Consider the following 21,997-nt stretch of genomic DNA (forward strand, 5'->3'; position numbering starts at 1 on the left):
CTCAGGCCGCCTCGACCAGGACCAGGGCGATCCGCTCCTGCGCGGCCAGCACCACCACCGCCGGCACGTCCCGGGTCGGCAGCGCCACGTAGACCACCACGTCCTCGTTCTCCGGGGTGGCCGTGTCGATCACCGTGCCGGTGAACCGGGTGCCCGGTGCCTGGCTGTCGTCGTCGGCGGGGGTGCTGACCAGCAGCACCTTGTCGCCGGGGTGGAGCTTGCGGGCCGGCACCTGGCTGGGCTTCAGCCCGAGCGCGATCTGCTGTTGCCCCGGGCCGAGCAGCGGGGCGTCGGTGAGCTGCTCCAGGGTCAGCAGGGTGCCGGGGGTCAGCCCCACCGCGGCCCGCTTGCCGACCACCTCGTCGAGCTTCTTCGCCGGCACCGGGGACAGCCCGGCGCCGCCGGAGACCTGCACGCTGACCAGGTCGTCGGCGCTGAGCGTCCGGCCGACCTCGACCGGGCGGGCGACGGCCAGGTAGCTGCCGGTGGCGCGTACCGAGGTGACCGCGAAGGCCGCGCCGAGGCCGCCGAGCGCGATCAGCAGCACCGCCAGCCCGAGCAGGCCGGGGCGGGTACGGCGCTGCCGGACCACCTTGGGCGGGGCGACCGGGGCGTCGACCGGGGTGCCGTTGCGGGTGACCAGGCTCATCGGGTAACCACCTGAAGCTCGTCGATCTCGATCGGAATCGTGCCGCTGGTCCGGGTCTGCGGGATGACGCCGCTCTCGCCGCCGCCGCGCCAGGTCACCGTCCAGTACGTGGTGGCGCTGACCCGGTAGGTGCCGGCCTTCGGATAGCCGGAGTCGTAGCCGCAGTCGGGTGACGTCTTGCCGGCGCGGGGCCCCTTCGCGTCGTACGCGGTGCCTTCGTCGGAGCAGGTGACCTTGACGCCGTTGCCCATGTTCCAGACGATCCGGTCGAACCGGGCGGTGAGCTCCACCCGCAGGCCGCGGTCCTCCTCGGCTGCGGTGATCGTCGGTCCGAAGTAGTTCCGGCCGCCGCTGGCCCACATCCAGACCGGCAGGCCGACCAGGCCGGGGCCGGTGCTGCGGCGGGGCGCCATCGCGATCCGGGGCGGCAGCAGGGAGATCCGGGCCAGTGCCCGGCGGGCCAGTTCCTCCGGGTCGGGCGGGCTGCCGAAGCCGGGCGGCGGGCCGTCGCGCAGCACCACGGTCTGGGTGCCCAGGTCGCCGCCGTTGCAGGTCTGCACGTACCACTGCTGGCCCGCGGGGGCCGCGGGCTGCGGTTCGGCCAGCTTGTAGTAGCAGCCGTCACCGTTGTTGAACCAGCCGAGGAACTCGTTGTAGCAGGGCAGCGGCTTGCCGTTCCACTGGCACTTCGGGGCGGTGCCGCCCCCGCCGCTGCTGCCGCCGTCGTTCCCGCCGCCGCCCGGATCGCCCGGGGTGCCCGGGTCGTCGTCCCAGATGGTGCAGTCGTTCTGGCCGGGCGGGCACTCCGGCCCCGGCCCCTCGGCGGCGGCCGGCAGCGGCGCGAGGACGGCCACCAGCAGCGCCAGCAGCGTGCCGGCGAGCAGCCTGCGGGGCGTCCCGGCCCCGGTTCCGGGGACCGGGACGCGCCCTCCTCCCCAGGTCAGCACGGCTGGTCCTCGTGTGCGGCGCCGGTGCTGATCAGCCACCGGCCGTCCGGGTAGCGGGTCGCGGTCGCGGTGGCCAGGTGCCGTCCGCCGCCGGAGCCGGGCACCACCCGCTTGTCCTTGGCGTAGACCAGGCGGTACGCGGTGGCGTCGAGGCAGTCCTGGATGTCCACGGTCGGTGGGGCGGTGTCCAGGCTGACCGAGGTCACCGTGGGGTCCGAGCGGAGCGTCCCGGTGCGTACCGCGCCGTGCCTGCGGGCCTGGTCGAGGGTCACCCGGACCCGGGTGAGCAGCGGGTCGGCCAGGAACCGGGCGAGCGCGGGATGGCGCGGGTCGCTGGCCCGGCTCGCCTCCCGGGAGGCGTCCAGGTAGCCGGCGTACGCCCGCAGTGCCGCCTGTTCGGCGGCCCGTTCGTCCGCGCTCGGCTGCCGTGGGTCGGTGGCCTTGCGGGCGGGTGGCCCGGCGGCCGGTCCCGACCCGTCGCCGCAGCCGGCGGCCGCTCCGGCCACCGCGGCGATGACCAGGCAGGTTGTCCAGCGGCGGGGATGCCGTGTACGCATCGCCGTGCCCTCCTCGGTGCCGCCCGACGGCCGGATCCCGGCAGCGTCCGGGCATGCGGCAGCGCGCCCGGAGGTTGCCGCCCGGACCTGGGATCAGTGCTGCCGCATTTACCTGTGTGGATCTGTGGTGAGACGTGTGGCCGGTTTCCCGGCACCTGTCGGCGGGGGTTGCCTCCTACCCAAGGGGCGAGCATAGGCTGACGTCCGCCGATGCAACAGAGGCAATTCAATCGAACACGTTGAGTGATGATCGGAGGTGGCCGGGGGTGGGCGACGACGAGAGCGGCACGCCCGGACGGCTGGCACTCCCCGATCGTGGGTCGGCAGTCGACGGACGGGCGGCTGGCGGCATCGATCGTGTCGTACCGCCCGGTGATATGGCACCTGTCGATGCGTATGGTCCGATCCGTCCCGGGCCCGCCGTTCCCACAATCGGCAGTTCCCCACCGCTCGACGCGTCGGCCGCCGGGCGCCTGCCGCACATCCCGTCGACACCGGATCGTCACCCGGGACCGACTGCGAAATCACTCTCCGTGCGCGCCCTCGCCGCCCTGGCGCTGGCCCCGCCGCTCCGGCTCGCCGTCGCCCGACACGCCGTACCCCCGGGGTCGCCGGCCCGGACCGGGTGCGACGGCTGCGGCGCGCCCCTGGGCCCGGGTGGGCCGGGGTCCGGCCCGGCGGCCCGCTGCCCGCGCTGCCGGACGCGGATCGGGGCGCCGCCCGGCAGCGTGGAGTTCGGCCTGGTCGCCGCCCTGGCGGTGCTGGTGCTGGTCGACGCGACGTTCGCCGAGCGCGCCGCCGTCGCGTGGTGGCTCGGCTGGGCGCTCCCGCTGGTCCTGATCGACCTGGCCGTACGCCGGCTGCCCGACCGGTTCACCGGGCCGGCCGCGGCGGGAGTCGTCGCGCTGCTCGCGGTGGCCGCGCTGACCGGGCCGGGCATCGGTCCGTGGCTGCGCGCGATGGCTGCCGGCATCGGACTCGGGCTCGCCTTCGCCGCCACCACGCTGCTGCTCGGCCGGCGCGGCTTCGGCCTCGGCGACGCCAAGCTGGCGGTGAGCGTGGGCGCGTTGCTCGGCTGGTCCGGCTGGCCGGTGCTGCTGGCCGGTCTGGCGCTGACGTTCGCGTTCTCGGCGGTGACCAGCCTCGGGCTGCTGCTGGCCAGGAAGGTGACCTGGTCGACCCACCTGCCCTTCGGCCCGTTCCTGGTCCTGGGCACCTGCGCCGCCCTGCTCCTCACCCCCTGATCACCCCGTCGCCCGCGCGTCCCGCCCGTCGCCCGGGCCCGGGGCCCGCTGGGCGCATGATCGACACCGTGGCGCCGGGACGGTGGTGTCGTGGTGCACGGGACACCGCCGTTCCGGCGGAACGGCGTCGATCATGGGTCCGTTCCGGCTCGCGGCGCGGGTGGGTAGGGTGGCGCGGTGCCTGACCTGGAACGGCTCGCCGACCATCACGCCGCCGCGCTGCTGCGCTTCGAGCGGGACAATCGGGCGTGGTTCGCGCGGACCGTGCCGGACCGGGGCGACGACTACTTCGCCGGGTTCGACGCCCGGCACGCGGCGCTGCTGGCCGAGCAGGCCACCGGCCGGTGCCACTTCCACGTCCTGGTCGACGACGACGGCGAGGTGCTCGGCCGGTTCAATTTGGTCGACGTCGCCGACGGAAGCGCCGAGCTGGGCTACCGGGTCGCCGAGCGGGCCGCCGGGCGTGGCCTCGCCACCGCCGGCGTACGGCAGGTGTGCGACCTCGCCCGCGACGAGTACGGCCTGACCCGGCTGACCGCCGACACCACGCCGGACAACCTCGGCTCACTGGCCGTGCTGCGCCGCACCGGCTTCACACCGGTCGGCGAGGTGCTGCTCGACGGCCGGCCGGTGCTGCGCCACGTCAGGGAGCTGGCCGGCTGACCCCGCCGTCCATCCGCTCCAGGACGGCCTCCAGCGCCTCGAAGGCGTACGCCCAGTTGTGGCACTTGAAGCTGCGCAGCCCTTCGATCGGGGTGTGGCAGTCCACGCAGTGCACCCCGGCGATGGAGTCCGGCACCTCGGTGTTGACGTACTTGCGCTCGCCGAGGATGACCGTGGCGACCATCGCCCGGTCGTGGACGCCCTTCAACGCCGAGGAGACGATGTCCAGCCAGGTCTGTCGCCGGCCGCACTTCGGGCAGTCCGGCTCGTCGCCGCTGACCCACAGCGGGGCGCCGATGCTGCGCGCCGGCATGCCGAGCAGCTTCTCGATCCGGCGTACGTCGTGCTCCGGGGTGACCCAGCGGTGCCGGCCGGGCAGCGAGGCGGGCGAGTCGTACACGGCGCGGAACAGCACCGGGTCGACCTCGACGGTCTCCCGTGGACGGGTCATCGCGTACCTCCTCGGCGGTCGGTGCCCTGGTCGTACCGGGAAACACCCCGGCGGGCAGCCGGATCACCGACACGACGGGTCAGCGTAACGTCGCTGCGGGTGCTAGACATGCAGGCGCGACCGACGTCCGTAGGGAGGGGAGTGCCGGTGACCGCGCCGACCGATGCGGAGCACGCGCCGAACGTGGCCCGGATGTACGACTACTTCCTGGGCGGCTGCCACAACTTCGCGGCCGACCGGGCCGCCGCCGAGAAGATCCTGGAGATCTTCCCCGACACCGGCATCGCCGCCCAGGCCAACCGTCACTTCCTGCGCCGGGCCGTGCGCCACGCCGCCGAGCAGGGGATACGTCAGTTCCTCGACATCGGCGCCGGGCTGCCCACCCAGGGCAACGTGCACGAGATCGTCCGCCAGGTCGCTCCCGACTCGCGGGTGGTCTACGTCGACCACGACCCGATCGCCGTCGCGTACGCCAGGCGGCTGCTGCCGACCGACGACCGGACCGTCGTCGTCCACGCCGACCTGCGCCGCCCCGACGAACTGCTCGCCCACCCCGAGGTACGGGCCGCCATCGACCTCGACCGGCCGGTGGCCGTGCTGCTGGTCGCGGTGCTGCACTTCGTCACCGACGCCGAGGACCCGTACGCCGCGGTGGCCCGGCTCCGCGACGCCACCGCCCCCGGCAGCCACCTGGTGGTCTCCCATCTCACGATGGACGGCGCACCGCCGCTGCCGGCGCAGCAGGGGCAGGCGGTGTACCGGCGCAGCAGCGCCCCGCTGGTGCCCCGCGCCCACGCCGACGTGCTGCGCTTCCTCGACGGGTACGACCTGGTCGAGCCGGGCCTGGTCCCGGTGGCGGAGTGGCGGCCGGACGGCGAGCCGCAGGAGCGGGTCTCCCACGGCTACGGCGGGGTCGGCGTCCGCCGCTGACCGGCAGGGGAGGAAGAACCTCCCCTTTTCGACACCTGCCCGGACGCGAGGCGAGCTGGTGTGATTCGTGGTGGGCGCCGTCGGCCTCGTCCTCCGGCCTCGGCCGCCCGGGCGCGTCCGCAAGGTCCGCGCCGTCACCGTCGTCGGGCTCCGATCGACCAGGGGCGTGACGCGCAGGAGGAAACAGGGGGGTGTGCCCTCCGGGGCCGCGTGGAGCGCGACCCCGGAGGGCACGCGTACGTCAGGCCCCGGTCGCGCCCCGGCGGACCGCCTCGCCGGCCAGCCGGGACCGCCGCCGCTCGTCGTTGCTGACCAGCCCGAACTTGTCGTACAGGTTGGTCAGGTGCTTCTTCACCGCGCTCTCGCTGACCCCGAGCGCGGTGGCCAGCGCCCGGACCGTGGGCGGCTCGGGGAAGGCGGTGCCACCGGAGACGTACGGGCGGCAGAGCACCTCGATCAGCTCCTGCTCGCGCCGGGTCAGCGCCGGGGGCGGCGGCGGTGGCTCCACCCCGACCGTGCGGGTGCCGGTGAGCCGGGGTGCGTGGAACACCAGCCGGGCCGGGCCGATCTCCACCCGGTCGCCGTGTCGCAGCAGCCGCGCCTCGCGTACCGGCAGGCCGTTGACGGTGGTGCCGTTGGTGCTGCCCAGGTCGCGGATGGTCCAGCCGGACGGGAAGCGCTCCACCAGTGCGTGCAGCCGGGAGACCAGCTTGCTGTCCACGGTCAGCTCGTTGCCCGGGGCCCGGCCGATGGTCAGCGCGTCGGCGGCCAGCGGCACCAGCCGGACGCCGCCGACCCCGTGGACCTCGAAGTAGCCCTCCATCACCGGTCGCAGTACGGCTCGGTGGTGGCCGACGTCGCCGCCTTCGTCCGGTCGGCGGTCACGGTCGCCGACGCGGTGGTGCAGGTGCCCGCCGACCGGTGCGGCTCGGTCCACAGCTCGTACGGCTGCCCGACCGCGCGCTGCCGGGACACCGGCCGCTCGGTACGGATCGCCAGGCCGACCGTCCAGGTGCCGCCGTCGGTGGCGACGTTGTCCCGGTACTGCTTCCACACCCAGACGTACGCCATGGTCGCCCGGCAGCTCGGCGACCAGTACTGCTTGACCGAGATCGCCTTCAGGCCGCCCGCGTACCCGTAGGCGGACGCGCCGACCTGGTAGGCGTCGGCGTAGCAGGGGCCGGGCGGGGCGTCGTCCCGGCTGGCCCGGCGCGGCTGGGCGGCGCCGGTGAGGGTGGTGGACGCCGACCGGCCGGCGGCGGTCAGCTCCAGCGACGCCCGGATCGGGCCGGCAGTGCGGGGGACGGCGACCACCCGCACCTCGCAGCGGTCGCCCGGCCCCACCGGTCCGGGACTGCACCCGTCGCCGACGATCTCCAGGTCGGCCCGGGACGGCCCGGTCAGCGTCACCCCGGTCACCCGGACCGGCCGGTCGTCGCGGTTGCGCACCGACACCACCTGCTCGTCGGACTCCGCGTAGAGCTCCAACTCGCCGAGGGCCACGGTGATCGGCAGCTCCACCGGGGCGGGCGTCGGCACGGCCTGGGAGTAGCCGGTGGCGAGCACCGCCGCCAGCGCGGTGAGCAGCCCGAACGAGCGCAGCAGCGTGCGCGGGCGTACCCCGGACGGCTGGTGCGCGGCGGTGGCGGACAGTGCCAGGGCGGCGCGGCGGCGGTCGGTCAGCGACAGCGACGCGGCGCCGCCACCCGGCTCGCCCGCCGCCGGCCCGGCGGTGTCGCTCCCGCCGAGGACGAACGGGGTGACCGGCACCCCGGCCGCCGACTGCGCGGCGCGCAGCTCGTCGGCGAACTCCGCCGCCGTCGCGGGCCGCAGCGCGGGGTCCTTCGCCATCGCCCGCTCCAGCGCCGCGCACACCCCGTCGGGTACGCCCTGCGCGCGCAGGTCCGGCACCGGGTCGACGGCGATGCGGCGCAGCAGCGAATCCAGCGACTCGCCGGTGGCGGGGGTGAAGGCGGGCGCGCCGTGGATCCAGTGCAGCACCGTCGAGGCGAGCGCGTAGACGTCGGCGGCGACCGAGGCCGGCGCGCCGCGCAGCACCTCGGGCGCGGCGTGCAGCACGCTGGCGGTGATCCTGCCCCGGGGGTCGGTGCGGTCCGCCGAACGGGGGCGGGCCTGCCCGAAGTCGGCCAGCTTCGGCTCGCCGTACCCGGAGATCAGAATGTTCTCGGGTTTCACGTCGCGGTGCAGCACGCCGGACCGGTGCGCGGTCTCCAGCGCGCCTGCCACGGTGATCCCGCCGGCGACGGCCTCCCGCCAGTCGCCGGCCGTCCCGCCGCGCAGCCGGTGGCTGAGCGAGCCGCCCTCCTCGTACGCCATGAGCAGGTACGGGTTGCCGGCGGCGGTTCGGCCGGCCTGGTGCAGGGTGACGATGTGCGGGTGGTCGGAGAGCCGACCCAGCATCCGCAGTTCCCGTTCGAAGCGGGTGCGGGACGGGCCGTGCCAGTCGGCGGCGAGCACCTTGACCGCCACCCAGCGGGAGAAGGCGGGCTGCCAGGCCCGGTAGACCACGCCGAAGCCGCCCCGCCCGACCTCGACGGCGTCGGTGCAGCCGTCGACCCCGAGGACGGGGTGTGGGCTCTGCTCGACCGACTGCTCGCTGTGCACCATCGCCGCTGAATGCTACCGATCGCCCGAGACAGGGCTGTCAGCCGTTCGCACGCCACGCTCCGGGGCGCTCCTGTCCCGTCCGCCTCGGCCTACCGCTGTCGTGCAACGGCCCGCACCTCTGGGTCGACCGCTGTCAGCGCTGCGGTCGCCTGCCTGGCCGGCGCAGCGGGCTCACCGCGTCCCGCCGCACATCATGGGGAGCGCCGAGATCGACCGGGCAGCCGCGTCGACGCGCGAGGACGCCCGCACCGCGTGCGCGATGCGGGCGTCCCGTCGATCCGGTCAGGGGTTGCTGTAGCCGAGGGCGTAGCTGCCGGAACCGCTGTAGGCGTGCACCCGCCAGCGGTAGTAGCCGGCCGTGCCGGAGTAGGAGACGGTCTCGTCCGCGGCAGACGTGATGCCCTGCGCCACCACGCTCCAACCGCTGCCGTTCCACTTCTGCAGGTACAGGTCGAAGTCGGTGCCGGTCGGGCCGTCGAGGCAGCCACGGTGGGTGCCGGAGGTCGACGAGTAGTAGTAGCTGCCGTTGGGCTGGTAGGCGCTGCCACCGCTGGACAGCGACCCGGTCACGGAGAACTCGTAGCCACTGCAGCCGGTCGGGGGCGGGGTGCCGCCGCCGCTGGTCACCAGCGTCCGGCCGTACGCGGAGAGGATCTCGTTGACCGGCTGGAAGTAGGTGGTGCCGCCGGAGGTGCAGTTACCGGAACCGCCGGAGGTCACGCCCTGCGCCTGCTGACCGCTGAGCCAGGACCCGCCGGAGTCGCCCGGTTCGGCGCAGGCGTTGGTGCGGGTCAGGCCGGAGACGGAGCCCTCCGCGTAGTTGACCGTCTGGTTGTAGGCCTGCACGGTGCCGCAGCGCCAGCCGGTGGTCGAGCCGGAGCGGCAGATGGCCGCGCCGATCGCGGCCACGGTGGAGCCGGCCACGGTCACGTTGCCGCCGGCGTAGTTGTTGACCCACGGCTGCGGGGTCCAGTTGGAGTTGACCGCCACCCAGGCGTAGTCGTTGCCGGGGAACGAGGAGCCCTGGAAGCTGCCCTGGGAGACCTGGTTGTAGCCGGTCGTGGAGTTGCCGGTGTTGCCGCAGTGCCCGGCGGTGACGAAGCCGCCGTTGACGGAGAAGCCGACCGAGCAGCGACCGCCGCCGATGTAGTAGGCGTCGCCGCCGCGTACGTCGTAGAGCAGCCGGGGCTGCTCGGTGGTGCTGACCACCCGTACCGCGGAGGCGTCGACGCCGCTGGCCTTGATGAAGGCGCGGGCAGCGGCGGTGCCGCCGCGTGCCTGCACCACGACGGTGTTGGACTTGGCGTCGACGTACCAGCCGGGCACCGAGGCCGGGGGCGCCTTGGCGGCTGCGGCGTCCAGGCCGTCCTTGACCGCGTCGAGCTTGGCACCGCTGCGGTCCACCAGCTTGGGCGTGGCACCGGCAGCGGTCACCTCGGCGGCTCGGGCGCTGTCGGTGACAGCCACGACCAGCGACTTCGCGTCCGGCGTCAGCCAGGCGCCGGCGAAAGTGGAGCCGAGCCGCTTACGCAACGCCAGTTCGGTACGGCTGGCGGCGTCGTCGGAGGCGATCCGGGCGCGCGCCGCGGCGGCGGTCAGGCCCAGGTCGCGTTGCATGGCGGCGAGCATCTCGGGCGACGCGGCCTCGGCGGCCGGTGCGGCCGGTGTCGCACCGGTGGGCGTCGCGCCGGCGGGCCCGGCGATGACGATGGCAGCCAGCCCGGCTGGCACCAGGATCGCTGTTGCCGCGCCGGCAAGGACTCGTTTCATTCGATGACTCCTTCAGGATGGCGGAGCTGCGCGTGCGGCCGGATCGATCCGGCACCGACAGGTGGCCGTAACGTAGAACACATCTGATCGACATGGGTAGATAGCCTTTGGCTCATACCGCAGCGAGTCGGATCCGCATCGGGGCGGCTGTCGGCCTGGAACAGGGCTGTGTCAGCCGGATCGGCGCGATCCGGATTCAGCCGGGAGGTCGGCTGGCTGTGACCGGCCGGGGCGAGGCCCGGCGAGACCTCAACCGGTGATCTTCGCCAGTGCGCGCAGCCCGGCGACCACGTCGGCCCCGGTGACGGGGTTGTCGGGGTCGGAGAGCGCCTGCATGATCACGCCGGACATCAGCGCCAGCTGCACCATGCCGAGGGTGCGGACGGAGCGTTCCGGCACCTCGGCCTCGGGGACGCTCTCCAGCGTCGCGGCCATGCCGCTGCGCCCCTGGCGCATGCCCTCGGTGAGCTGGGGCAGCAGGTCGGGTTGCCGCTGCGCCCGCAGGAACAGGTCGATGGAGACGAGCCACATCTTCGGGTGGGCGCGGGCCTGCGCGAGGAGTCCGTCCCACATCCGCTCGTACGCCTCGGCGGGGTCGAGGTCGGGCGCGTCGGCCGGCACGAGCGCGCGCCCCGCCACGTCGCCCCACTCGTCGAGGATCGAGAAGAGGGCCTGGAACAGCAGGTTCTCCCGTGAGCCGAAGTGGTAGCCGATCGCGGCCATGCTCACGCCGGCGGTGGAGGCGATGTCCCGCACGGTGGTGCGGTCGAAGCCCTTCTCCAGCAGGAAGCGCGCCCTCGCGGGCCTGGCCGCTGTCGCGCTGGCCGCCGGCGCGATCGGTGTCGCCCCACCGGCGACCGCCGTGTCCGGCGACCCCGCCGTCGTCACCACCGACAAGGGCGCCGTCCGCGGCACCATCCAGGAGGGACTGCGGTCCTTCCAGGGCATCCCGTACGCCGCGCCGCCCGGCCGCTGGACTTCACCAGAGCCCGCGACGCCCTGGCAGGGCGTACGCGACGCCACCCGGCCCGGCCCCGGCTGCGCCCAGCCCGTCGGCCTGCCCGTCGGCGTGCCCGGCGAGGCGGAGGACTGCCTGTACCTGAACGTCACCACGCCCGGCCACAAGGGCGACGACCTGCCGGTGATCGTGTGGATCCACGGCGGCAGCATGGTGTACGGCACCGGTGACATGTACGGGCCGAACCGCCTGGCCGCCGGCGCCGTCGTGGTGTCGATGAACTACCGCCTCGGCGTCATGTCGTTCCTGACCCACCCCGCCCTCGAAGCCGGCTCGACGTACGGCTCGGGCAGCTTCGCGATCGAGGACCAGCAGGCCGCGCTGCGCTGGGTGCGGTCCAACATCGACCGGTTCGGCGGCGACGCCGGCAACGTCACGATCATGGGCCAGTCCGGCGGCGGGTACGCGGTCTGCGACCACCTCGCCTCACCGGCATCGGCGGGCCGGCGATCATCCAGAGCGCGCCCTGCGCCACCGGCGGCTCCCGCACCCGCGCCGAGGCGGAGGCCGACAGCGCCGCCGTGATCAGCGCAGTCGGCTGCGACGTCGCCGCCGACGTGGCCGCGTGCCTGCGGTCGTCCGACACCACGGTGGCGGAGCTGCTGGCGGCGTACGGGCCGTGGGGCGAGCCGCGCCCGGTCTCCGGCACGCCGCTGCTGCCGCTGAGCCCGGCGGAGGCGTTCCGCACCGGCCGGTTCCACCGCGTCCCCGTCCTCGTCGGCGTCAACCACGACGAGGAGAACGGCATGTACGCCGGCATGGAGATCAACGCGGGCGGGAAGCCCGTTCCCGCCGAGGCGTACGAGCCGACGGTCCGCGAGCAGTACGGCGTCCACGCCGACGCGATCCTGGCCCGCTACCCCCTGTCGGCGTACGGCGACTCCGCCGGACTGGCGCTGTCGGCCATCGGCACCGACCGGAACTGGGCGAATCCCACCTACGACACCGCGAAGCTGCTGTCGAAGTGGACGAAGACGTACATGTTCGAGTTCGCCGAGGAGGACACGCCGTGGTTCGTGGGCTACGACGAGCCGAGCTTCCCGTGGCGGGCCCAGCACATGGCCGAGCTGGCGTACCAGTTCGACCTGGCGATCTTCCCCGCGCTCACCGAGGCACAGGACCGGCTCGCCGACCGGCTGATCGGCGCCTGGACCCGGTTCGCCGCGGACGGCGACCCCAACGGTGGGCGTGACCGTGGCTGGCGGCGGTTCACCGAGCGCCACCCACACGTCCACTCGCTGACCTCGGGCCCCTGGAAGCCGAGCGGGTTCACCCGCGACCACCGGTACGCGTTCTGGTCCGGGCTGAGCTGACCCCGTACGTCGCCGTGAGCGGCCCCGGCACGCACCACGCGTCGGGGCCGCCGCGCGTCTCCCGTCGGCCAGCCGCCAGCGGTCGCTCAGGATGAGCAGCACCGTCCGTTCCACTCCACCCCGCGCGGCGAGCCTGCGCCGGTCTGTACACCACAACCGTCACTGTCGCCGCGATCCGCTACGGCATTGCACGGCTGCCGGAGGGCCACCGCCGGGAATCGCTGCACCAGGCCGCCAACGAAGTCTTTGCCGCTTTCCCCCGCCAGGTGCTGTCCTTCGACCTCGCGGCAGCCGGTGCCTTTGCCGACGTGGTCGCCGGCCGGGAAAGGCTCGGCCACCCGATCGACGGGTTCGACGCCCAGATCGCCGCCATCTGCCGCACCCAAGTTGCCACTCTCGCCACCCGAAACACCAAGGACTTCACCGATACGGGCATCGAGGTCATCGATCCCTGGCAGGAGACGATTTCCTGAAGCGCTCAGCGCTCAGCGCCAAGCGCCCGAGCGACCGCCGACACGATTCGACCCGGTCGAGGGTGCCTTCGCCGAGGGCAGCGCCGGCACCGGTCAGCAGTTGGTCGAGCTGGGCCAGGTGGGCCAGCGTCGTGGCCACCATCGCCCGGTACGCCGCCGACATCGAAGTCGTTGGTCCCGGCGAACTGACCAGCTCGGCATCGAGGCCAGGTCGTGGAGTGGGCCGCCAGGGACTCGGAACCTGAACCTATGGATTGCCGGCGAGCCGGCCGGATGGGATGCCGTGCGAGGTCATCCGGGCTGCTCGCGTCCGTCTCGGCCCGGTTCGGCTGGCGCGGTTGCTGTACTTCGCTGCTGTACTGCTGGCGTCGCCTCGTCGGCTTCCCGGGTCCAGCCGAGGATCCTGTGGTGTAGTGCGCCGGCTGGCGTCCAGGGCATGTCTTCGGTGGCTTGGACGAGGTAGGAGCCGAGGTAGAGGGCCAGCGACACCGGGGCGTCGGCGTACTCCGCCTGCAGCTCGCGCTTCCGGGTGGGGCAGGGCCAGGGCAGGTCGCAGCCTCCGCAGCTCCAGATCGGCATGACGGGGCCGTGGGTGGTCACCGTTCACTCTCCAGGAAGCGAGCGGTGATCGTCTGGGCCTGCCGGCTGGTTGCCCAATCCACCTGCCAGCACGGGTACGGCGTCAGCCGTGACCACCAGGCGCGGCAGCCGACGCACATGCCATCGAGCCCTCGCACGTGTACGGACAGGATCGCCTGTTCCTGGTCGTCTTTCACTGCGTCTCCTCGCCCGGCCAGTGGCCACGGTTGATAGGGATGCGGTACCGGGCATGGCAGGGCAGGTCAGCTCCACAGCGGCAAACTTGTCGCCACTTCCGCCAGGACCACACCGGCCGGTGCCGGCGAGCCAGGGTGAGGGCGACCGTGACCAGGTACTCCTCATACGCCACCCGCCGCCCAGCCGGCGACAGCTCAACTCTGGCCATGACGCCACCGTCGATCCGGCACCGCCTGCGTGATCTCCTCCACCGGTATCCGATCCGCGTCAGCCTCGGCGAGAACCCGCCGCTTGGCCGCCTCTCGCTCGGCCGCCTGGATCTGCTCGCCCCGGCAGACCGCCGGCTCGTCGCCATTGCTCGGCATCCCCACCTCCGTCACCGATACGTGACGGCAGGCCAGCCGTCGCAGATCCACAATGACGTTGGGATGTCACCGACTGCGACGGCACACGGAGCGACAATTCGGCTATCTTGTCGGCGACATTAAGGCGACATAGCGCTATCGTGACGGTCATGGCAGCCCTCAACACCGCCCTGCGCGCCGTCCGTACCGGAATGCGCATGAGCCAGGACGACTTCGCTCGCGCGCTCCAAGCCGCTGGCCACCGCGTCGGCGAGCCCAACGATGCCAACAAGAGACTCGTCCAGCGATGGGAGTCCGGCGCGATCGCTGCGCCGCGCCCCGTCTACGCTCGCGCGTTGGAAGTCGTCACCGGCCTACCCATCTCGCTGCTGGGATTCGCCGCGGTACCCGGCGAGCATGTCGCCGACGATGAACATGGTGGCCATGACCTGACATCTCCTATGTCCAGCCTGGCCACCCCGACGCCAACGTCCAAGCCCGCCGCGATCCACAGGTCGTACGAGGGCGTGTGGCTCAGTCGCTACCAGTACTACTCCAGCAGTCGAGGGGACTCCTTCGCCGGGCAGCACTTCGTCGTAATGCTCCAGCACGGCGACAGACTGACCGCTCGCAGCCTGCCTGGCTCGGCGGCATCGTCTCTGTCGCTGGACCTGACCCTGGACGGTGCCGTTGTCACCGGCACGTGGGTGGAGCAGACCGACCCAGCCGGCTACTACAGGGGCGCCCGGTATCACGGTGCAATCCAACTCCTGGCCGAGCCGACCGGTCGGCGGATGGCCGGAAAGTGGGTCGGTTTCGGCAAGGACATGGACGTGAACACCGGCCCGTGGGAACTCGTCTTCCGTGACTCCTCAACCTCGAAGGCGACGCTCGACCGGTACAACACATCGGCGACGTAGCGCACTGCTGCCCAGGAGCCTTCGACCTCTCCCATGCAAGCTCTGGGTGCTCCCTATGGCGGTGTCTACCCACGCTCGTCACCTCGGGCGCTCGTCCGTAGGTCATTGTCGCCGGTGTCGTGAGCGAGCCCTTGCTGTCAGCTGCCCTTGACATGATCGAGTGCAGGCACGTGGTAGGGCGTTCGCTCACGATCCCCTGACTCGTCCTTCTACTCGTTGCAGGCAAACCACCAGCATCCAACCGCCCTCTTCAACGAGCGGGGCTCTCGGATCACGGTTGGCACCTTACGTCTGGCAAACTTGCGTCCATGGCGACCATCGAGACAGCGGGCTCTCCGAAGTCCGCTCACAGACGAAACGCATGAGGATTTCGGTTGATGACCATCGCCAAACGGAGGGTCCCGTCGTCGGAACCACCGGTCGCCAGCTCGCGCCTAGACACCAGAGCAACCCCTCTGAGGATGAACGGCTGGTGCGCCGGCTAGCCTCCTGGTGCCGTGCCAACAGCCGGGAAGCGAGCCTCGCAGCTCAAGTGCCGGGGCCAAACGCGACGGAACAAGCGCAGTTAGCAGCACTAGGCGGCGTCTCAAGGTCTCTGATGGGGCCCTTAGCGGATGGCGCTGGGCCCCTACTGCCTCGGGCCGTCGCTGAATGGGCTGCTGATACCCCTCTACTGCCTCCCGAACTTCTTGAGCCGCTGAAGGCTAGCCTAGGCCGTCGAGTGGATCCCCTGGCGCTCTTGTACGAGCGGTTGGTTGCAGCGCCCCGACGTCGACCGCTCGGGACATTCTTCACCCCGCCTGACATCTCAAGCTACATGCAGAAGCTCGTCGAGCAGCGCATTCCCCGCCCACCAATGGCGGTCATCGACCCGGGCGCGGGCGTGGGGGCTTTTACCCGAGCAGCACTTGAGGCATGGCCGGATGCTCGCATTCATGCCGTCGACATTAACGTCGCAACACTCGGCCTGCTTGCAGCCACCCCGCAGATTACCGCAAGCCTGCCTAACCAAGTTTCCCTTCACCATGCCGACTTCCTGGATTGGACGTTGCGCGAGTTGCCTGCGGTTCCGGGGCCACGGCTAATCTGGGGCAACCCCCCCTACACAAGACATCAAGGGCTGGCCCGCGAAGCTAAAGCGCTAGCGAAGAAAGCCTCGGGTGATTTGGCGCCAGGTGGCCGAGCGGGACTGTCGACATATTTCTTGGCAGCATCACTCGCACATCTAGATCCCGCCGATAGTCTCTGCCTCCTACTGCCCTCTAACTGGCTCGAAGCGGATTACGCGAGGAATCTTCGGCGCTACCTGTGGAACGCTAAGGAGCGACCGGTAGAACTCCACATTTTTCCCCACGCCTTGAACCTATTCCCCATTGCCTCTGTCGCGGCAATGGTTCTCTGGGTCGGGCCGGCAAACTCAACCGTTAACAAATTACACGTCATACGCTTGAAGGGCGAGCTAGGTTCGGGGTTTTACCGGGCAACGTCCCAAGATGTTCGGCGAGAAGGGGCCCCACCGAAAAGCTTCCTCTTCGTCACCAGCAGCCATTCAAAACTACGCCAGAAGACCGTCCCGCTAGCTTCGATCGCCCACATACGGAGAGGCGTTGCAACGGGATGTAACCAGTTCTTCCTACTGACGGACGAACAAGTAGCGAAGTTGCCCGGCACCGCATACGTTCCAGCGGCAACCAGGCTCCGTGACATCCCGACCGACCACCTAGACGAAACAGCGCACGACACCATGGGGGATCAGGGATTACGTAGGTGGCTCCTATGGCTAAGCGAACAGGACACGAGCGATCCGATTGTTCACCAATTACTTGAACAGGGTAAGCTCAAAGGCGTTCCTGATGCGTACCTTTGCAGAGCCCGAAACCCTTGGTACGCCGTTGAGAGAATCCCCGCACCGGATTTGCTGTTCGGGCCGATGTCAAAGGGACGATTTCGGCTCATCTTAAACTCTGTGAAGGCAATTCCCACCAACACCTTTTACGGTATCAGAATTCGTCGTGCACCCAGAACAGTTGAGTCCATTGCGTTATTGGCATCCTGGATCAGTGGCCCTGCGGGACAGGATGCCCTAGCCAATGCGTCACGGCAGCACGGCAGCGGCACGCTGAAGATCGAGCCGCGGGACCTTGCTGACCTTCAGATCCCGATCCAGATTGCTCAAGCTCTGGACTGAGCGTAGTCCTAACGCTACGCTCGGCCTTTCACGGGAAGGAGTACGCGTTGGCGCTCAACGAGACCCAGGAGTCTTTCGGGTTCTCAGTCGACACCCACTTGTTTCGGGAGCTGGGCGAGCTCCTTGTCGGCCGCGATAGTACTGCCCTGATTGAGTTGGTAAAGAACGCATATGACGCCGATGCCACGGTGGTCACGGTCCGAGGCGAGGACCTACGAGGGCCGAATGGGCGAATAGTTGTAAGTGACAACGGGGTGGGCATGACCCCTGACGTTTTCCGGGGTGCCTTCCTTCGAATCGCGGGGCGCTATAAAGAAAAGGGAAGCAAACAAAGCCCGCTGTATGGGCGACATTACACTGGGGCAAAAGGCGTCGGAAGACTCAGCGCCCACAAACTCGCTCGCAAGCTTGTGGTCAACTCAGTACCCCGAAACCTTGCCGGCAATGACCTTAGAGGTGTGCAGGCAACGATTGACTGGCAGAAGCTGGAGGAGGAGTACGAGACCTTCGACGACGCACGTCAAGGGCTCGACGTCCGCACTTTCCCGGTAACACCCCAGCATTCCTACGGGACACGACTTCAGCTCGAAAGACTACGCCGCAGATGGACCGGCGCCGCTCTCTCAAGCTTCGTTTCTCAGATCTCGTCATGCACGCCACCAATCGAGCTCACGCAAGGGCCGCCACCAAGCCTCTTCTCATCAAGCGATTTGTTCGATGACTTCGTTGTTTCGTCGCGTACACCTGAGGACCCGGGGTTCCGAATCAAGTTTGAAGGCGACCTTAACGCGGGGGAGGATCTATGGCCGCAACTCCTAGAGCAGACTGGCTGGCTGGTAGAAATCAGAGCTAAGCCAGAGGGCGTTGAGTTTAACATTCAGCCTTCCCTGGGGCAGGTATCCAGCAAGCATGGTGGTCGCGACTACCAGCTCCGCCGCGAGCACCCCGATCCGCATGCAGGGCCGTTCTTTTCGGCTCGAATATATGCGAGAGTTGGTCAAGTACGCGGGATCGGAGCGAGATCGTCCTCACTGCGAAAGTTCGCACGCACATCTCGCGGCGTGCGAGTATACGTCGAAGGGTTTCGTGTTCTGCCTTATGGCGATCAGGGCGATGATTGGCTGAACCTGGATCGCGACTACGCACGCAGAGAGCGTGAGTTTTCTATCGAGTTGGATGATGCATCGAGCCGCCTGCTCATGCCGGTTGAGAGAGAAGCCTACTTCAATCAGGGCAACGATCAGTACGTCGGTGCCGTTTTTATGACTGCTGCCGGCGCTTCCCCGTTGCGCCCCGTAGTGAATCGCGAAGGGTTTGTCCAAGACGCGGCGTTCGAAGTACTGCGCGAGCTAGTCCGAAACGGCGTCGATTTGTTGACCCGCGTGAGGGCGTCCCATGCTCGTGCTGAGCAATCAGCCCGCTTGAACACGATACGTCGCGAGCTTTCTCCACCGCAGGCGCCGCCAGCCGCACCATCGACCGGTCACCAAATACAGCAATCCTCAAGTTCAACTATTGCTGAACCGGCTGACTCCTCCTCCGATGAGACTAGCGATGGTCTCTCCTTGCCAATTTCGATCACTCGCCGCGAGATCCGCACTCTTAAGGTAGAACTAGGCGCAAACAGCGACGTCGCGCCTCGACTAGCCCTCATCGAGAAGGCAATCGATTACATCGAGGAAGCCCAGCGTGGGGACGAGGTCAGAGCGACGCTGCAAATTCTGGCTGGCGTTGGCCTTCAGTTGGCTGCATTCGTGCATGACATCAACGGTATCCTCGGACTAGCCCAGGCGATTCGAACAATTGCTTTGGCTGTTGCTGGCGAGGATGACCAAAGAAGACGCGGTGAATTGCTTGCCGACTTGGAAAAAGCTACAGACGAGCTCGTGCAGTCACTAAGCCGCCAAAGCAGTTACCTAGTAGAGGTGGTTGGCCCTGATGCGAGAAGGCGTCGGCGACGCATCCCCTACCCGGCGGCAATTGAGCCCAGCCTCCGCCTTCTCGCCACAACACTTATGGAGCGCCGAATTGAGGTGGTGCAGCAGGTCGACCAGAGCGCTCGAACCCCGCCGGTGTTCCCAGCGGAGATAACCATCATCCTAACCAACGTTCTTACGAATGCGGTTAAGGCTGCGGGCGAGAAGGGCCGAATTCTCATTTCTGCTACACCGGGCGAAGATGGCGGCTTGGTGCTGAGAGTTGAGAACACTGGGGTCCAAGTCGATCTCGACCAATCGGAGCGTTGGTTCCGCCCGTTCGAGTCCACCACCACGGAGGTCGACACCGTGCTTGGACAAGGGATGGGAATGGGGCTCCCGATTGTGCGACGGCTGGTCGCTGAGTACAACGGAAGCGCAAGGTTCGTCGCACCAACGAGCGAATACAAAACCGCCATTGAAGTCAGAATACCCGGCCGGAGGACAGGTCAGTGAGCTCCAACACCCCTCGCATCCTTCTGATTGACGACGAGGTCTCGAAAGAGGAGTCCGTAGCCGCCGGGCTTCGCTTGTCGAACTTGCAAGTTGAGGTGCGTTCCCCGAATACGGTAACGCGGGATGATCTTCGGTCGTCTAAGGTCATCGCGATCGACCATCATTTTGATTGGACCGTGGTCCCACATCCGTCCGAGTGTCTGTACTGGCCGCAGGACGGCCTCGCGGTCGCGGCCGTTGTGACCGGCCACCTTCGGGATATGGATCATCATGCCGCCGTGGTGCTGCGAACAGGCAATCTGGACAGTATCGCAGGCCCTCTGCCGAGCCAATTACGCCAGCCTGCGGTTGCCGCAGAGAACGGACTCGACTGGGTCTTCCGCAAAGGAGACCCAGCAATCGCTGATGGCCTTCACAGTATCGCGCGTGCCGTCGACGGCCTTGAACCACTTGTAGCAGATCCAACAAGGTGGGACGAAGGCTGCGCTTGGCTGGATGTACCAGAGACCAAGTGGAAAGAGGCTGCCCTCGCAGACGTTCAGGTCTGCCGGCCGCCGGAGAACTTCGTTGCAGCATATACTTCCGGCAGCGCTTGGTTACGCTGGTTCGCCCAACGGGTTCTTCCGTTCCCGACTTTTATCGTTCCCGATATCTGGGCCGCTACCCTGCTGCGCTTACCTCTCGAAGAGTTTCGTGAAATTCTTTCGGAAGATAACGGGTTGTCTGAGGCGCTCAATCAATGCAGGTATACAGGCCATCTAGCGGAACTCGGCGAACAACGCTGGTGGCGCGCCGGACTCGATTCGCTCGTGGACAGTCTTCTGCTGGATGCATCGACTCACCTTCCGGAGGCTGAGGCGCTCGCGGAACAGATGACGGCGCTGCGCGGCAGCTCGGTGCACACCATCGGATTTGACTATCCGGTTGTGACGATTGACAGTGACTACCAGCCTGGCGAGGTCCTTGACGCGAGCGACTGTATTCGCCTGACTCCGGACTTTTGGCCGGTCTTCGGCCAGGAGCCTTGGGCCGCTTTTGATGACTTGTACGACGATCTGCAACTTCGAAAGATGGTCGCCCGAGGTGATCGTCCTCGCTCTAGGAGGGAGGGTGACGATGCATGACGCTACTGCCACCTCGGGAACTCTGGTCACGTTCGACACAGGCCCACTTCTCTGCTTTGGTCATCTTCCGCGTGGGGTCAGGATCGTTCGACAGCGGTACTTCCAGCGAATGCGTTGGACTGAAGCCGTTATGAATGAGATTGCCCATCACGCCGAAAGACGCGGAACGAATACCGACAACGCAGAGCTCTCAGCGGCTGCAAAGAAGTGGACCGGACGCGACCGTAGCGCTTTTGGAGAGCCGCACTGCTTCGCAGAGCGCGCCGATGTCGAGAAGATGCGCCAGTTGGTTCGCGCGGCGTCTCGGTCTCGGAACCCAAGGTCGGACGACTCGGACCTTGGTGAGTCCGAAACGCTTCTCTTTGCCCAACAGACGGCCTCAGTCGCAATGATAGACGAAAATGCTGGCAGGAAGGTCGCCAGCGACCTCGGGATTCGCGCTCATTGCACACTTGACGTGCTGATCGCTGAATATCAAGACGGCCGCCTTCCGTTGACTGATTTGAAGCGGATGTGGGAGTTGCTGCGTAGTTCCGGTCTAGATGGCGGCGACGTTTTGCCGTCGGACAGAGGAGCACTCCGGCGATGGCCCAGTCCGGCGCCACAATAGATGATAGGCAGCTAAGTTAAGTAGCTTTAGCTCTTCGATGAAAGGATGCGACGCTTGAGCTGGGTGGGCGATTTCCTAAATTCGGCGGCCCGCCATGCGCTGTGCAAGGAGAGGTTGCCCCGGCCATCGGCCGGGGCGGCTTCATATGGCCCCAGCAGTCCACCAACTGATCCCTCGAATTCGGTGGCAAGCCGCGGAGCGGCGCGGCAGTCGATCGACCTGCTCTCCGCGCTTGCACGCCACCTCCCCTCCGACCGCGCGGCAAGGCCATACCGGAGTCGCCGGTCCCGCACTGGCGAGCTACGCACCCTCGCCGAGGCCCACCGGCCGGTGGTGCGGCTCCATATACACGTGGCCCAATGAGCCATTTTCATCCTGCGTGGCGGTCGGCTTCGACGTGGTGCAGGACGAGGATGGCCTGCACGATCGCGGTCGCTCGGTGTGGGCAGCAGCGCAGCTTGACCAGGATCTTCCAGGTCTTGAGGGTGGCGATCGCGCGTTCGCCGCGAGAGCGGATCTTCGCGTGGGCCCGGTTGACGGCCTTCTGCCGGCGTGACAGCTTCGGCCGGAAGCGGTGCCGCTTGAACGGGGTGCGCACGCTGCCGCGGGCGCCTTGATAGCCCTTGTCCGCGAAGGTCATCACGTCGGCGGTGGTCAGGCCTGAGTTGTAGCGGTTTAGTGACCACGCCAGCCGAGGGCGGTCAGGAGGGTTCGGGTCTCGGTGGGGATGCGCGGGTGGGCGGTTACTTGCTGGGTGCCGATGGTGATGGTGGCTGAGCGGAGGGGCCGCAGGGTCTTGAGGATCTTGTTGATGCTCAGCCCGGAGCGGGCTTGGGCTTCGCGGGAGATGGCGAGGGCGGCGAACACGACGGTCAGGTGGGCTTGGATGCTGTCTTCGAGGCGGTGGAAGACCGGTCGTGCGGCCAGGTCGGACTTGGTCATCCGGAAGGAACGCTCGA

The 21,997-nt window shown here is 68.8% G+C and carries 21 protein-coding genes and 2 pseudogenes; 11 read left to right on the forward strand and 12 right to left on the reverse strand.

Annotation, left to right across the window (positions count from 1 at the left end; translation table 11 throughout):
• Position 1: 1 nt before the first annotated feature.
• From GA0070560_RS25140 to GA0070560_RS25150, 3 genes are read right to left on the reverse strand one after another with little or no spacing between them, the layout of a single operon-like run.
• Positions 2 to 649, reverse strand: a complete 648-nt coding sequence (locus GA0070560_RS25140; RefSeq protein WP_091302137.1) for an SAF domain-containing protein — start codon at positions 647 to 649, stop codon at positions 2 to 4.
• Positions 646 to 1,596: a hypothetical protein gene (locus GA0070560_RS25145; protein WP_091302138.1), complete on the reverse strand. Its 951-nt coding sequence runs from the start codon at positions 1,594 to 1,596 to the stop codon at positions 646 to 648. Before GA0070560_RS25145 ends, GA0070560_RS25140 begins: the two co-directional genes overlap by 4 nt.
• The gene (locus GA0070560_RS25150) at positions 1,590 to 2,153 is read right to left on the reverse strand and encodes a hypothetical protein (protein WP_091302140.1); all 564 of its coding nucleotides are present in this window, start codon (positions 2,151 to 2,153) and stop codon (positions 1,590 to 1,592) included. Before GA0070560_RS25150 ends, GA0070560_RS25145 begins: the two co-directional genes overlap by 7 nt.
• Positions 2,154 to 2,686: 533 nt before the next feature.
• Here GA0070560_RS25150 and GA0070560_RS25155 point away from each other — a divergent pair.
• Positions 2,687 to 3,397, forward strand: coding sequence for a prepilin peptidase (locus tag GA0070560_RS25155; protein ID WP_245675698.1), 711 nt, complete (start codon positions 2,687 to 2,689; stop codon positions 3,395 to 3,397).
• Positions 3,398 to 3,574: 177 nt separating this feature from the next.
• Complete coding sequence (locus GA0070560_RS25160) at positions 3,575 to 4,060, forward strand: GNAT family N-acetyltransferase (RefSeq protein WP_091302145.1); 486 nt, start codon at positions 3,575 to 3,577, stop codon at positions 4,058 to 4,060.
• On the opposite strand, the gene GA0070560_RS25165 is transcribed toward GA0070560_RS25160, so the two are convergent.
• On the reverse strand, positions 4,041 to 4,511 hold the full coding sequence (locus GA0070560_RS25165; RefSeq protein ID WP_091302147.1) for a hypothetical protein: 471 nt from the start codon (positions 4,509 to 4,511) through the stop codon (positions 4,041 to 4,043). The genes GA0070560_RS25160 and GA0070560_RS25165 overlap by 20 nt on opposite strands.
• A gap of 108 nt (positions 4,512 to 4,619) precedes the next feature.
• Between GA0070560_RS25165 and GA0070560_RS25170 the strand changes: the two genes are divergently transcribed.
• Positions 4,620 to 5,441 (forward strand): SAM-dependent methyltransferase, encoded by an 822-nt coding sequence (locus GA0070560_RS25170; RefSeq protein WP_091302149.1) that lies wholly within the window; start codon positions 4,620 to 4,622, stop codon positions 5,439 to 5,441.
• Positions 5,442 to 5,682: 241 nt separating this feature from the next.
• Here GA0070560_RS25170 and GA0070560_RS25175 read toward each other — a convergent pair whose 3' ends face one another.
• The 4 genes from GA0070560_RS25175 to GA0070560_RS25190 form a co-directional block, all read right to left on the reverse strand.
• The gene (locus GA0070560_RS25175; RefSeq protein ID WP_091302184.1) at positions 5,683 to 6,264 is read right to left on the reverse strand and encodes an FHA domain-containing protein; all 582 of its coding nucleotides are present in this window, start codon (positions 6,262 to 6,264) and stop codon (positions 5,683 to 5,685) included.
• Positions 6,264 to 8,069 (reverse strand): serine/threonine-protein kinase, encoded by a 1,806-nt coding sequence (locus GA0070560_RS25180; RefSeq protein ID WP_091302151.1) that lies wholly within the window; start codon positions 8,067 to 8,069, stop codon positions 6,264 to 6,266. The genes GA0070560_RS25175 and GA0070560_RS25180 overlap by 1 nt, the downstream gene beginning before the upstream one ends.
• A 282-nt stretch (positions 8,070 to 8,351) precedes the next feature.
• The gene (locus GA0070560_RS25185) at positions 8,352 to 9,839 is read right to left on the reverse strand and encodes a S1 family peptidase (protein WP_245675700.1); all 1,488 of its coding nucleotides are present in this window, start codon (positions 9,837 to 9,839) and stop codon (positions 8,352 to 8,354) included.
• Between the two features lie 249 nt (positions 9,840 to 10,088).
• Positions 10,089 to 10,595 carry a TetR/AcrR family transcriptional regulator gene (locus GA0070560_RS25190; RefSeq protein ID WP_211565986.1) on the reverse strand — a complete coding sequence of 169 codons (507 nt, stop codon included), beginning with the start codon at positions 10,593 to 10,595 and terminating at the stop codon, positions 10,089 to 10,091.
• Between GA0070560_RS25190 and GA0070560_RS29850 the strand changes: the two genes are divergently transcribed.
• The 3 genes from GA0070560_RS29850 to GA0070560_RS29645 all read left to right on the forward strand — a co-directional run bounded on the left by GA0070560_RS29850 (position 10,585) and on the right by GA0070560_RS29645 (position 12,643).
• Positions 10,585 to 11,382 (forward strand): carboxylesterase family protein, encoded by a 798-nt coding sequence (locus GA0070560_RS29850; RefSeq protein WP_211565988.1) that lies wholly within the window; start codon positions 10,585 to 10,587, stop codon positions 11,380 to 11,382. The genes GA0070560_RS25190 and GA0070560_RS29850 overlap by 11 nt on opposite strands.
• Positions 11,310 to 12,170, forward strand: a complete 861-nt coding sequence (locus tag GA0070560_RS29855) for a carboxylesterase family protein (RefSeq protein WP_281185144.1) — start codon at positions 11,310 to 11,312, stop codon at positions 12,168 to 12,170. The genes GA0070560_RS29850 and GA0070560_RS29855 overlap by 73 nt, the downstream gene beginning before the upstream one ends.
• Before the next feature lie 266 nt (positions 12,171 to 12,436).
• Positions 12,437 to 12,643 carry a PIN domain-containing protein gene (locus tag GA0070560_RS29645; protein WP_245675701.1) on the forward strand — a complete coding sequence of 69 codons (207 nt, stop codon included), beginning with the start codon at positions 12,437 to 12,439 and terminating at the stop codon, positions 12,641 to 12,643.
• Between the two features lie 596 nt (positions 12,644 to 13,239).
• On the opposite strand, the gene GA0070560_RS25215 is transcribed toward GA0070560_RS29645, so the two are convergent.
• Complete coding sequence (locus GA0070560_RS25215; protein ID WP_091302159.1) at positions 13,240 to 13,419, reverse strand: hypothetical protein; 180 nt, start codon at positions 13,417 to 13,419, stop codon at positions 13,240 to 13,242.
• 195 nt (positions 13,420 to 13,614) lie between these two features.
• Positions 13,615 to 13,836: a hypothetical protein gene (locus GA0070560_RS25225; protein WP_139131594.1), complete on the reverse strand. Its 222-nt coding sequence runs from the start codon at positions 13,834 to 13,836 to the stop codon at positions 13,615 to 13,617.
• Positions 13,837 to 13,934: 98 nt separating this feature from the next.
• Here GA0070560_RS25225 and GA0070560_RS25230 point away from each other — a divergent pair, with 98 nt between their 5' ends.
• The 5 genes from GA0070560_RS25230 to GA0070560_RS30220 all read left to right on the forward strand — a co-directional run bounded on the left by GA0070560_RS25230 (position 13,935) and on the right by GA0070560_RS30220 (position 21,038).
• The gene (locus GA0070560_RS25230; RefSeq protein ID WP_091302165.1) at positions 13,935 to 14,684 is read left to right on the forward strand and encodes a transcriptional regulator; all 750 of its coding nucleotides are present in this window, start codon (positions 13,935 to 13,937) and stop codon (positions 14,682 to 14,684) included.
• A gap of 817 nt (positions 14,685 to 15,501) precedes the next feature.
• Positions 15,502 to 16,872 carry an Eco57I restriction-modification methylase domain-containing protein gene (locus GA0070560_RS28415; protein ID WP_211565992.1) on the forward strand — a complete coding sequence of 457 codons (1,371 nt, stop codon included), beginning with the start codon at positions 15,502 to 15,504 and terminating at the stop codon, positions 16,870 to 16,872.
• A 47-nt stretch (positions 16,873 to 16,919) separates the two neighbouring features.
• Positions 16,920 to 19,304, forward strand: coding sequence for an ATP-binding protein (locus tag GA0070560_RS25235; protein ID WP_091302167.1), 2,385 nt, complete (start codon positions 16,920 to 16,922; stop codon positions 19,302 to 19,304).
• A complete protein-coding gene (locus GA0070560_RS28420) occupies positions 19,301 to 20,428 on the forward strand; it encodes a hypothetical protein (RefSeq protein ID WP_139131596.1) in 1,128 nt (375 codons plus the stop codon). Before GA0070560_RS25235 ends, GA0070560_RS28420 begins: the two co-directional genes overlap by 4 nt.
• A 277-nt stretch (positions 20,429 to 20,705) precedes the next feature.
• Entirely contained in the window at positions 20,706 to 21,038 is a 333-nt protein-coding gene (locus GA0070560_RS30220) for a PIN domain-containing protein (RefSeq protein WP_483819096.1), read from the forward strand.
• Positions 21,039 to 21,408: 370 nt separating this feature from the next.
• On the opposite strand, the pseudogene GA0070560_RS25245 reads toward GA0070560_RS30220, so the two are convergent.
• Positions 21,409 to 21,696, reverse strand: a pseudogene (locus GA0070560_RS25245) (transposase family protein); the annotation flags it as partial.
• Positions 21,697 to 21,713: 17 nt separating this feature from the next.
• Positions 21,714 to 21,997, reverse strand: a pseudogene (locus GA0070560_RS25250) (IS1634 family transposase); the annotation flags it as partial.

The sequence above is a fragment of the Micromonospora halophytica genome, from assembly GCF_900090245.1.
In the GTDB taxonomy this organism is placed as follows: domain Bacteria; phylum Actinomycetota; class Actinomycetes; order Mycobacteriales; family Micromonosporaceae; genus Micromonospora; species Micromonospora halophytica.